The sequence below is a fragment of the Streptomyces sp. NPDC055103 genome (assembly GCF_053607625.1).
The window spans coordinates 1-11,524 of record NZ_JBSGTX010000083.1; the positions used below are offsets into that span (position 1 = coordinate 1).

Annotated in this window: 7 protein-coding genes and 2 pseudogenes; 3 read left to right on the forward strand and 6 right to left on the reverse strand. The window is 69.8% G+C overall.

What is annotated here, in order from left to right:
• Nucleotides 1–209, reverse strand: a pseudogene (locus tag ACWFR1_RS34980) (glycosidase); the annotation flags it as partial.
• A gap of 198 nt (nt 210–407) precedes the next feature.
• On the opposite strand from ACWFR1_RS34980, the gene ACWFR1_RS34985 reads away from it, so the two are divergent.
• Nucleotides 408–1,271 carry a helix-turn-helix transcriptional regulator gene (locus tag ACWFR1_RS34985; protein ID WP_453558613.1) on the forward strand — a complete coding sequence of 288 codons (864 nt, stop codon included), beginning with the start codon at nt 408–410 and terminating at the stop codon, nt 1,269–1,271.
• A gap of 860 nt (nt 1,272–2,131) precedes the next feature.
• Nucleotides 2,132–2,221: pseudogene (locus tag ACWFR1_RS34990) on the forward strand (DUF1348 family protein); the annotation flags it as partial.
• A 37-nt stretch (nt 2,222–2,258) separates the two neighbouring features.
• On the opposite strand, the gene ACWFR1_RS34995 reads toward ACWFR1_RS34990, so the two are convergent.
• The gene (locus ACWFR1_RS34995; protein ID WP_453558615.1) at nt 2,259–2,774 is read right to left on the reverse strand and encodes a hypothetical protein; all 516 of its coding nucleotides are present in this window, start codon (nt 2,772–2,774) and stop codon (nt 2,259–2,261) included.
• On the reverse strand, nt 2,771–4,474 hold the full coding sequence (locus tag ACWFR1_RS35000) for a PHP domain-containing protein (RefSeq protein ID WP_453558617.1): 1,704 nt from the start codon (nt 4,472–4,474) through the stop codon (nt 2,771–2,773). The genes ACWFR1_RS34995 and ACWFR1_RS35000 overlap by 4 nt, the downstream gene beginning before the upstream one ends.
• Nucleotides 4,475–4,708: 234 nt before the next feature.
• Between ACWFR1_RS35000 and ACWFR1_RS35005 the strand changes: the two genes are divergently transcribed.
• A complete protein-coding gene (locus tag ACWFR1_RS35005) occupies nt 4,709–6,049 on the forward strand; it encodes a jacalin-like lectin (RefSeq protein ID WP_453558620.1) in 1,341 nt (446 codons plus the stop codon).
• Here the strand turns inward: ACWFR1_RS35005 and ACWFR1_RS35010 are convergent.
• From ACWFR1_RS35010 to ACWFR1_RS35020, 3 genes are all read right to left on the reverse strand, one after another.
• Nucleotides 5,988–6,512 carry a Uma2 family endonuclease gene (locus tag ACWFR1_RS35010; protein WP_453558622.1) on the reverse strand — a complete coding sequence of 175 codons (525 nt, stop codon included), beginning with the start codon at nt 6,510–6,512 and terminating at the stop codon, nt 5,988–5,990. The two genes, ACWFR1_RS35005 and ACWFR1_RS35010, sit on opposite strands and share 62 nt — an antisense overlap.
• 511 nt (nt 6,513–7,023) lie before the next feature.
• The gene (locus ACWFR1_RS35015; RefSeq protein ID WP_453558625.1) at nt 7,024–7,404 is read right to left on the reverse strand and encodes a hypothetical protein; all 381 of its coding nucleotides are present in this window, start codon (nt 7,402–7,404) and stop codon (nt 7,024–7,026) included.
• Nucleotides 7,405–7,958: 554 nt separating this feature from the next.
• A complete protein-coding gene (locus tag ACWFR1_RS35020; RefSeq protein WP_453558628.1) occupies nt 7,959–11,453 on the reverse strand; it encodes a DNRLRE domain-containing protein in 3,495 nt (1,164 codons plus the stop codon).
• Nucleotides 11,454–11,524 lie beyond the last annotated feature (71 nt).

Here is an 11,524-nt window from a genome sequence, read left to right on the forward strand (position 1 = left end):
TTGGGGCCGAGGGTGCGCGTGCACTCGCGGGCGATCGAGTCGAAGTTCCACTCGAACAGGACGGCGGTGACCTTCTTGTCGCCGTTGACGGTCGGCGCGGCCGCCGCCGGCTGGGCGGACACGGTGAGGGCGGTGGTCAGGCCCAGGATCAGGCCGACGCCCGCCAGAGCGGCGGAGATGCGTCTCCGGGCACGTGCAATCGAGCTCATACGGCGGCTCCCAAGTTACGAGTCCCTCGTTACGCAAAACATTGCTGTAACTTTCAGCAAGCGCCTGAAAGTTGAGGTTCTCGCCGCACCGGGTCAAGACCTCCGGCACGACCACTTCGCTGCCGGGCGCCGGATCGAGAGCCCTGCCGCCGAACCGTGTGAGCCTGAAGAACTGGGCGGCGGTGCGCACAAGGACCAGTGCGAGCCCTGCTCGTTTCCAGGACCTCGGCTTCACATTGCCGCCGTTGGGTCCCTGTACCTGCGGCGCAGAGGGGAGCCGGCAGCGCCGTCTACTACACACGCCTGGAACAGGGCCGGGCCCGCAATCCCTCCGACACCGTGCTCGACAGCCTGGCCCGTGTCCTGCGACTCGATCCGACCGAGCGGGCCCACCTGCACGACTTGGCGCACCGGGCTCACGGCGGAAGGCCGACGCTCTCCTCGGCCCCGGTCGACGCCGAGGAGACGGAGGAGGACGACGTCTCCGTACGGGACGGGCTGCGGCGGCTTCTGCACGCGGTGGGAGCCGTCCCGGCGTACGTCCTGGACCCGTCGATGGACGTCCTCGACGCCAACGGCCTGGCCCGCGCCCTGGTCGGCGGCCCGGCCTCGGAGCCGGCCCGCCGGCTCAACCTCGCCCGGCACGTCTTCCTCGACGCCGCCGCACGGGAGCTGTACCCGCGGTGGGCGGACGTGGCACGGCAGACCGTCGGCTTCCTGCGCCTGTCGGCCGGGCGTCGCCCCGGGGACGTACGGCTGGCCCGGGTCGTCACCGGACTGAGCCGCCACAGCAAGGAGTTCCGGCACCTGTGGGCGGCACAGGAGGTGCGGGAGAAGACCCACGGGACCAAGATCTTCCGGCATCCCGTGGTGGGCGGCTTCGACCTCGCGTACGAGACGCTCGCGCTGCCCGGTGACGAGGGCTTGTCCCTGGTCATCTTCACGGCACCCGACGCCCGCGCGGACGCCGCGCTGCGTCTGCTCGGCAGCTGGGCGGCGCCGACCCCTGACCGTCGGGGAACCGATAGCGCGGGTCAGGGATTCCTGCACAGAAATACGTGAGGCATGCCCGCGCGCAAGGAAGCACATCCCGGGCTCGGCGCGGGACAGCGCTGCAACCGCGCCCGCTCCGGCCTGTGGGTGGCCATGACGACCGCGTGCAGCATGAGCGGCCTGGCTGCTGACAGGCATAAGCGAACCCGGAGTCCTCACCGGCGGGCAACCGATCACCTGGCCGAAGAGGGTGTCGACGAGGGTGCGCAAATTTGGCTCGGTGTGCGGCGTGTCACATGCAGAAGCCGTGGGATCGCCGTGGGATCATCGACACGGCTCCACATCCACGCTCCGCCCAAAACCCCAGGTCAAGAAGGCGCAGCGCCACTGAGGCGGGTCAGCAGCCCCCGGTTCGCCGCACCGATGAGAGGCGAACGCTGCACGCGGAAACACCCCTCCAGGGGCGTTTCCGCAGGTCAGAACGTTTTTCTTGGTGGGGCGGGTGGGACTCGAACCCATTTCGGTGACGCGTCCCACCTGCGGCGATGCCAAAGGACCGGACATACCCGTCCGAATTCATCCGGCTGCGTCCCCCTCGATCCCTCACGATCGAGGACCGTGCAGCGTTCGCTGCACCGTTGTCGCCGCGCTCCCCGCGCCCGCGGATCTCAGGTCGACTCCGCCCGCCTGCGGCCCGCCATCACTCTGTGGGCCTGCTGTAGGCTGCCGGGCCTCCCCGAATCACTGCACAGATTGCTAGGGGCTCCCCCCCAGGATCGCCCCCGCGCGCAGTTACGCCGCGTAGTGCCGCGAGTGGCCTAGGGCGTCACACGTCGACGGTGAAGGTGCCCCTGCGGGCGTGCAGAACCGGAGGGGTGCGGGGCGGCCTCCGGCAGACGGGGTAGCGCTTACGGTGAGCACCTCCCGTCCCCCCGCTTCCCCCGTTCACCGCCGAGACCGCCGCCCTCAAGGTCCAGGCAGCGGAGGACGCCTGGAACACCGGCGACCCCACGGCCGTCTTCGGCGGCTGACACCAGGGTGCGAGCCGAAGGGGCGTCAGTGGTCCGCGCAGCACGGAGTCGGGTCCGGTACCTCGAAGGGCACCAGCATCCCGCCCGCGGCGGGCATGACGGACAGGACGAGTTCGCCGTCGTCCGTCCACTGAGGGCGTACGTGTCCGTTCGTCACCAAGCGGGTGGCCGGGGGCGGCCGGTCCGGGGTGCCGAGTACGGTCACGCGGTCGACCGCCGACCGCGCGAGCACGTCGGCGACGGTGAGCGTGCCCGTGAGGGTGGCCGCTCCCGGGTAGAGCACCGCGCGGCCCACCGCGTCGGGGATGCCGGACGTCACCTCGTGGCCGTGCGCCGCGAGCCGCTGCCCGACGGCGTCCAGGAGCGGCCCGGACGTCAGGGCGAGGGAGACCACGACCCGCGGCCGTTCCCCGCGTACGAGGTGCGTGCAGCCGAACACACCCTCAGGGAGGGACAGTTCGGCCGCCAGCGCGTGGAGCAGATGATCGGCCGTGCGCAGGTCCCTGGTACCCGCGTCCACCGTCAGTCCGTACGGCGTCATGACGGCAGAACCCACACCGGGTTCGAGTAGAACCACAGGTCGGCCCACGGGTCGGCGTCCCCGACGACGTCGATGGCCGGGCCCGCCGGGTCCACCGCGGCACCCATCGGGCCGACGGCGGTGCGGTTTCCGTCGGTGCCGCGCAGCCGGACGTAGACCGGGCGGTCGACGGGGCCGAGGCCGTACGTGAGACGGACGGTGCCGGTCGACTTGTTCACCTCGTACGACCGCACCACCCTGGCCGTCGGCGCGGTGAAGGTGTCCCGGTCCGCGACCGGGCCCGTCACATTGCCCTGGATGACGTCCACGCGGGCCAGCTCCGGGACGAAACCGGCCCAGTTGGAGCCGCCGGCGAGGGCGATGTCGACGGTCAGCGTGACGTTCGTCCCCTTCTTGACATGCAGGGCGCCGCCGAGCGTGGCCCAGCGACGGCCGCCGGCCACGCGGACGTCGAGTCCGCTGATCAGCTGTCCGTGGTCCACCCAGACGCGTCCCGCCCGGATGCCGTCCATGACGGCGGCGTAGCCGAAGCCGTCGGCGCCGACGTGGGTGCGGCTGTACTGGCCGGGCCAGTAGTCGCCCTCGCCGAGGTCGATCTTCCCGCCGTAGACCGGGTCCTGGTGCTTGCCGTCGGCGGCGTAATCGGTGTTCGGGCCGCGGACGGCGGTGTCCGTGTAGACGTTGTGGGAGTCGGAGTTGGCGGTGATCCACCAGGGCTTGCCCTCGGCGAGGAGGCTGTCCCACAGCCCGCCGACGGTGGCGGTCATCCAGTCGAAGCCGCCCCAGGTGCGATAGCTCTCCAGCGGGTAGCCGGGGAAGGAGTTGGCTCCCGGGCCGCCGTCGTACAGGCCGCGGGCCCGGCCCATGCCGAGACCCTTGACGATGCCGGCGGCCTGGTGGCCGGGGGCACCCTCCATGCCGACGGCGATGCGGCGGCCATCGCCAGTGGCGTCGCGCCAGCCCCGGATCTCGTGCGGCGAGTCGATGCCTTTGCGCGCCGGGTGGTTGGCGAGCATCAACACGTCCTTGACCTTGCGCTTCCGGACCTGCTCGGCGAGGAAGCCGAGGCCCGCGATGGCCAGCGCCTCGTTAGCGGGAGTGGAGTCGCCGGCGCCCTTGACGCTGCCGTCGTAGTCGGTCTCGAACTGCTTGAGGACGGAGACCTCGTTCCGGCCCGGGTGCACGAAGACGGTGCCATGCTCGGCGCCGGGGATGTTCCACTCCAGGCCCTGGAAGACGAGGGTGTCCTCGTAGGCATCGCGGGCCTCGCGGATGTCCGGGTTGACCTTCTCGACGCCGATTCTGGAGTGGGTCGCGTTGCCGTGGTCGGTGATGACCAGCCAGTCCATGCCGTGCTTGGTTCCCTGCCGGACCTGGTCGACGACGCGGTACTTGCCGTCGTTGCTGTACTGGGTGTGGACGTGGTGGTCTCCGGCCAGCCACAGGAAGCCGCTCGTCCGGCGGGTGGTGGCGGCGGCCGCGGCGGCGGGGGTCGGCGAGGTGAGGACGCTGCCGGCGGCCAGGCCCGCACCGAGCAGACCCGCCCGGCGCAGCAGCGAGCGGCGCGACCGCTGCTCGGGGGTCAGGGCCTCGTCGGGCACGGAGGTGTCGAAGGCGGCGGGCAGCTCCGCCGCCGAGTGACCGTGGTCGTGGTCGCCGTGTCCGTGCTGGTGAGGACCGTGCGCGTGGCTGTGCCCCATAAAGATGCCTCCTGGTTACCGCTGTCTGCGCGGGGCTGCTGCGCCGCCCGAGGAGGATCGAGGAAAAAGATGAATGTTGAACGACTAGGGGGTGAGCGGGGGGCGACCCGGGCGCGGCGGATCACCTCAGCGCCCCACGGTTTCCCCAAGCCCCCTTGCTTCTTGCGCTGTTGTACGCCGAATCTGAGCACCGTTCATGTTTCATCGACTCCTCGGACCGGAGACACCCCCACCATGAGCAGACTCCTCGGCACCCTCGCGGCCGCCACCCTGGCCCTGGCCGGCCTGACCAGCCCGACCGCCACCGCTGCCACCCCCACGCCCGCGCCCGCGGCAGCCGCCGCCACCGGGTCCTTCGACGTCCTCACGTACAACATCGCCGGCCTCCCCCTCGGCCTCGGCGACAGCGACCCGGCGACGAACACCCCGCTCATCGGCCAGCGGCTCGGCGCGTACGACATCGTGAACGTCCAGGAGGACTTCAACTACCACGCCTCCCTGTACGCCAACGACACCCACGCGCACCGCACACCGACCAGCGGCGGAGCGGCGATAGGCGACGGCCTCAACACCCTCTCCGACCACGCCTTCGAGGACTTCCAGCGCGTCAGGTGGAACCACTGCACGGGAACCAACTGCCTCACGCCCAAGGGCTTCTCACTGGCCCGGGTCCGGCTGGCCGAGGGCGTCTTCGTGGACCTCTACAACGTCCACACCAACGCCGACAGCACCGACGACGCCCTCGCCGCCCGCCGCGCCAACATCGAGCAGTTGTCGGACTTCGTCCAGGCCAACTCCTCGGGCAACGCCGTGATCGTCATGGGTGACACGAACACGCGGTACACCCGCGCGGGCGACAACATCCGCACCCTGCTGTCCGAGAACGGCCTGAAGGACCCGTGGGTCGACCTCGTCAAGGGGGGCACCGCGCCTCCGCAGGGCGGCGACCCGCTGCTCTGCGACTCCGCCGCCCCGGCCGACGGCTGCGAGGTCGTCGACAAGGTCCTCTACCGCGGCAGCGCACTCCTGAGCCTCGACGCCACCCGTTACCACAACGAGTGGGCGTCCTTCCTCCGCTCCGACGGCAAGCACCTCTCGGACCACTTCCCGCACACGGTCGGCTTCTCCTACGCCCTCGACCCGTCCCTCAGGGCGAGCGACTTCCTCGGCGGCCCGCACGGCACCGCCTTCAACGACGCGGACGACCTGCCGGGCACCGTGTCCCCGCGCACACTGACCCTCCGCGGCGCCTCCCGCCTGGACGCGGTGTCGCTGACGCACGACGGCGGTACGACCCTGACCCACGGCGGTACGGGTGGCACGGCGACGTCCCTGACCCTCGGCTCCGGCGAGCACCTCACCTCGGTGATGCTGACACAGGGCCAGAAGGACGGACACACCCGCGTCTTCTCGGCGGCCTTCACGACCGACCGGGGCCGTACCCTCTCCTCCGGCACGGCGACGTCGGACACGAGGACGTTCACGGCACCGTCCGGCTGGCAGATCGTCGGCTTCACGGGCCGGTCGGGCACCGAGATCGACAAGCTGGGCGTGCTGTACGCACCGATCGACTGAGCCCCGGCCGGCACTCGACGGTCGGCAGTCGTCGCGCTTGGCCTTCGGCGCGGGATCGACGATGACGCGCATCGCGGCGGTCAACCACTCGTTGCAGTCCACGCAGGCGGGGTCGTACCCGTCGCACACCGGCTGGAAGGCGGCTCAGGACGTGAGACCGAGTGGTCCTCCGCGCTGCGGGCACAGCCTTCCGGCCACCACGGCTCGGACGCCGGCCGCGGCAACGGTCGAGGGCGAAGGTGCGCCTGCCGGCCAGATCGATCGGGAGCTTGCCGGTGCCGTACTGGTGCGTGTGCGCCGCGATGCAGCCGGTTTCGGTGGGCTGGGTGTGAACGACGACTTCCGCCACGTACGGGTTCACCACCAGGTAGACGGGGATGCCGTAGCGGCCGTACTTGGCGGTGCAGTCGTCGTAGTCCTTGCGCGCCGAGGACACGGACACCACCTCCGCGATCAACAGCACTTCCTCGAAGCTGTGGCGCTCGCCCTGCTTCTACGCGTCCTCCCGCAGGATCGCGAGATCCGGGGCGGAGTTCTCGTCGGCCGGGAAGTCGGTGTACACATCAGAGGTCAGCTTCAACGGCGGGCGCCACCGGCGACCTGGAGACATCCGAGTTCGGTACCGGCAGGAGCCGGCCGGAGGGTGAACACGGACCTGCTCGCGCCATCGGTGCCGGGTCGGGCTGCCTCCCATCCGGCCCGAGGCCCAGGTCCGAAGAGCCGTATCCGCGTCTGTCGCCCGTCCGTCGACGTAAGGGGTGGTCACCCACGACCAGCTCGCCGCGCTCACCAGCACCACCCGCGAGACCTGCGACAAGGTCCATCCACTCGCGCAGGGCCCGGTCGGGCCGTCGGACGGCGTCGACCGCCTCGGCCTCGTCCACCTGCGTGCCGGCGCGATGGAGCCTCCCGGTGGCGAGTCCACGATCACGTGCGACCGGTCCACGGCCGACGCAATGGCGGGTGAGGGTTGTCTACCGGTCGGTCGGCCGGTGGTCCGGGGTGTAGGTCCAGGGCCTTGCCGACGCGGAAGACGGCCGGGTCGTCGTAGGTGCGGCCGACGATTCCTCGCCGTTCACCACCAGGCGGCCCAGGAGGTCGTCGCCGGCGGGCAGGCTGGGCACGACGGTCGTCGGGCAGATCAGGGCGTCGTACGGTGCCATCGCCTCCGCCGGCTCGCGCTGCAGACGGGTCTCGACGCGCAGGCCGTCGAGGTACGTGACCTGCTCGCGGGCGACGGCCATCGTGTCCGCGAAGGCCGCCGCGTAGGCCGACATCCGGTCTCGGTGTTTCGCCTCGATTTCGCCGCCCTCGCCGGCAGAGGAGACGACCGCGCCGTCGGAGAGAAGCGCCACAAGGCGACCGGGGGGCCACGGATATTCGGCGCGGTGTGCGGCGTGTCACACGCGGGAGCCGTGGGATCGCCGTGGGATCATCGACGTGGCTTCACACCCACGCTCCGCCTAAAACCCCAGGTCAAGAAGGTCGGGGCCCGGCGAGGCAGATCAGGGGCGTCCGTCTCGCCGCACCGATGAGAGGCGATCGCCGCACGCGGGAACACCCCTCCAGGGGCGTTTTCGCAGGTCAGAACGTTTTTCTATGGTGGGGCGGGTGGGACTCGAACCCATTTCGGTGACGCGCCTCACCTGCGACGATACCGAAGGGTCGGACATATCCGTCCGATTCCATCCAGCTGGGTCCGCCTCGATCCCGTTCCATCGGAGACCGTTAGGCGTTCGCCACACCATGGCCTTTGTGTCTGCGCCATCACACAGACACCGCTCCCCCCTTGCCTCGCACTCGCCGTGGCCCGGTAGCCGTGTCGGGACCGGGGCGCGTCGTGGGCCTTCCTTGAGGTAGACGAGGAGAGGGCGACGCGGGGTGTGGTCGCCCTCTCACATGCTCTTGGTCACCCGACGCTGAGGCTGTCCTTCCAGTTGATCCAGGTGGCAGTGATACGGGCGCCGTGGGCGGTGCGGGTGCCGGGGTAGAAGTACATCGTCTTGTCGGCTGCGATGGCCCAGATGTCGGAGATACCGTCGCCGTTGACGTCGGGGGTTCCTATGACGAAGGGCATCGCGGCTGCCGTCCATCCGGTCGTCCCGTAGATCTCGTCATCGCCGGTCTTGGAGTTGACGGCGGCGGCCAGCGACGTGAGGTCGACGCCGCCACCGGCGGCGGGCTTGCCGTGGCGCAGGAGAAGTCCGCGACCGACTTGCTCGCTACGGAAGAGCAGGTCGGGGACCCCGTCTCCGCCGAAGTCGGCGACAGAGACGACATCGCGGTCTGCCCAGGGGGCGCTGGTCAGCATGCGGGCTTCCGAGAAGGTGGCACCGGTGTATCCGATGAAGGCCCACAGCTCATCGCCGACAGTGGCGAACACATCGGGGAGCTTGTCCCCGGTGACGTCCCCGACGGCAACGATCTGGGTCAGCGTCGAGGGGGCGGGGGCATTGGACGGGAGCAGCATCTCGCGGCGCTTGGTGATGTTGACCGCGCCGTATCCGTCGCCGGGGTAGATCCACAGTTTGTCGCCTAGGCGCACGATGAGGTCTTGCAGGCCGTCGCCGCCGTAGAAATCGCCGTTGTGGGTGATCAGGGCGCCCTTGAAGTGTCCCGATGGGGGCGCGGTGAACTCGGGTTCCTTGTCGCCGCCGTTGGGGTCCTTGGCGGGGTTCAGCTGGTAGGCGCCGGACATGGTGTAGTCGATCTTGCCCGTGCCCTTGGGCGGAGTGCCGTTGTCGCCCTGGGAGGGAGACATGCGCAGGTTGTTGCTGGAGAGGACGGTGAACAGGTCGGGCAGCCCGTCGCCAGTGACGTCGCCGGGGGCGTCCGCCTGATCGCGAGGGGTGATGTAGAAGAAGTACTTGGTGGGTTCGGAGACGTGACCGGTTCCGTCGACAGCCCGTACGTACAGCACGTTGGGCCCGGCAGTGGGGGGCTTGGCTCCCGAGAACGTGGTGATGGTCGAGGTGGAGGCGCCGGCGGTCCGGGATATGGAGTGGGGGTAGCTGTTGGCGTTGAACCCGTACTCGAAGCGGATGACGTCGGTGTCCAGGGCCTGGAACTTGAAGGTTCCGGCGGTGCCGAATTTGATCTTCGACCAGTTGGAGTCCTCGGGCTCGTTCCCGAAGCCGTTCTCGTTGCCGTCGGCGTTGGGGAAGTCCGTGGAGGTGACCCGGGGAGGCTTGGGGGCGACGCTGTCGTAGACGAACCGGCACGGCACCGTCGGCCTGTATGCCGAAGTGCTGCCGGCGGCGTCGACGGCCCGCACGAGCCATGAGTAGACGGTGTTGTTCACCAGGCCGCTGGTGACAAAACCCGGCGTGGTTCGTGTGGCGGCGTCGGTGTCGGCGCCGACGGAGACGGTGCCCGTGGACTTGAGCATGTCGCCGGTGGTGGACCACTTGTCGGTCGGCCACATGGTGAAGTCGAGGTAGTCCAGGTTCGCGTCGGGATCCGTGGACCTGGCGGTGAAGGTGATGCTGGAGGAGCCGACCCTGACGTAGGGGGGCGTGGTGGTGCACTTGAAGTCGGGGCCGAGGTCGAGGTTGGTGGGAGCGGTCGGGGGCCGGTTGTAGGTCAGCTCCAGGACGGGGGCGTTGTCACCGTCGGCCTGGAACTTCTTCCACGCGAACTGCGACTTCTCGTCGCGGGCCCGCAGCCCGAAGGTCATCGTGGCCTTGCCCTGGTCAGCGGCCTTCTGCGCGACCCCCTTCACGTCGAAGGTCTCGTAGTCGTCGCGGCAGTACGTCTTGTAGCCGTGCGCAAAGCTCCGTGACGGCGAGGCCAGGTTGGCGTCGGTCAGGGCGGGCGCGTTCTTCCAGTTGGTACGTCCGTTGATCGGGCTGGTGACGTGGACGGACATGGCACGCGCGCTGCAGGACCACGAGTACGTCTCCAGCATCCGAAGGGTGGCCTTCTGGATCGTGGCGCCCTTGAGGTTCTTGTCGAACGCGATGTTGAAGTACGAGCGGGAGGTGCCCCAGGTGTCGGACTCGAAGCCGACGCGGGCTTCGTGGCTGCCGCTGGGGTTGAAGTCCTTGCCGTTGAAGAAGGTGGCGTTGGGGTGGCGGCTGTAGGCCGTGGTCCAGTCCTGGGTGTGCTTCTTGACCGTGGGGTCGATGAAGACGGGGTAGACGGTGGCCGGGTCGTTGAGGAAGTCCAGGCTGGGGGTGAGCAGCCAGGTGCCGTCCCCGAGGTCGGCTTCGACCACGTCACCGCGGGACTCCGGGGAGGGGCCGTTGAGCAGTGGCAGGCTCAGCGTCGCCGCGTCGCCGGTCTGTGAGGGCGCGGGTGTCGGCTCCGCCGGTACGGTCGGAAGAGGTGCCTCGGTGAGGGTGGGGACGACTTCGTCCGTGGCGGTGGGCAAGACCTCGGCTTCGGGGTCGACGTTGTCGTCGGCGAGGGCGTCGGTGCTCGTGCTGGAGCTCGGTTCCGGGGCGGTACTCGTGGCGGCCGGCGTCTGCAGGGACTCCGAGGCGGTCGGCTGGGAGGATGCGCCGAGTTCACCGTCGGTGACGGCCGGGGCGCCACTGCTGTCCCACATGAGCGGGGTCGGCGACAGGGCGACCTCCTGCCCGTCGAGGTCCTCGGCGGCGACGATGCCGGATTGCGGGTCGAGGCGGAACGTGAGCGTGGGTGAGGCCAGCCCGTACGTCAGTTGCGCGACCCGTGGGTCCGCGGCGGCCTCTCGGTTCTTCAGGACGAGGAGCTGGGCGAAGCCGTCGTCCTCGGCCGTCAGGACCAGGTCGGCGCCCGGGAAGATCTCCGGATACAGAGCTCGCGATCCGTCGATGACCGGCGCGGGCACGGGGCCCGGCCAGGTCAGCTGGATCTCGTGGAGCTCGGGGATCTCGACCGTACCGCCGACGGTGAGTGTGACCAGCGGACTACCCGGCTCCGTCTCAGCCTTCAGGCCCTTGACGAGTGAGACCCGGCGCACCTGCCCGCGCGACGCCCGCTGCTCGCCACCGGTGCTGCCGCCGGAGAACACCACACGGGTGTTCGTGGCCGCAGGCGCCCAGCCCTTGCCTGCCCGCTTCAGCGTGGTGTCGATCGCCTTCCACTCCTGGCCGACCTTGGCCCAGACCGGCGAGGAGTACAGCTTCTTCGTCATCAGCCCGTCCGGACGCGCCCACGTCGTCGAGCGGACGGTCCGCAGCTCCGTGACCTCGACCGACTTGTTGGTCCTGCGGGCCAACGAAACCGCTGCGGTCTGACTCACCGACTGCATCGCCGACTTGCGGTCTTCGCTCCCGCCGTCTACCGGCAGGGTCGTCGCCTCGTCGGCGGGGTCGGCCGCCTGGAAACCCGCGTAGGTGATGCCGCCCGCGGCGAGCGCGGCCGCGACCACCATGGCGCTCACGCGCCGGGCCGAGGGCCGCTGCCATGTCTGTCTCATCGGGTGAGGACCCCTTTTCCCAGCATTCCGGGCTCTCACGGCACCGGCTGAAACCACGAAGCCGGCCATGA

Excerpts from the sequence above, each read along its gene's own strand:
- ACWFR1_RS34995 (WP_453558615.1), bottom strand. The coding sequence starts at position 2,774 with ATGACGCCGTACGGACTGACGGTGGACGCGGGTACCAGGGACCTGCGC.
- ACWFR1_RS35000 (WP_453558617.1), bottom strand. The coding sequence starts at position 4,474 with ATGGGGCACAGCCACGCGCACGGTCCTCACCAGCACGGACACGGCGAC.
- ACWFR1_RS35005 (WP_453558620.1), top strand. The coding sequence starts at position 4,709 with ATGAGCAGACTCCTCGGCACCCTCGCGGCCGCCACCCTGGCCCTGGCC.
- ACWFR1_RS35020 (WP_453558628.1), bottom strand. The coding sequence starts at position 11,453 with ATGAGACAGACATGGCAGCGGCCCTCGGCCCGGCGCGTGAGCGCCATG.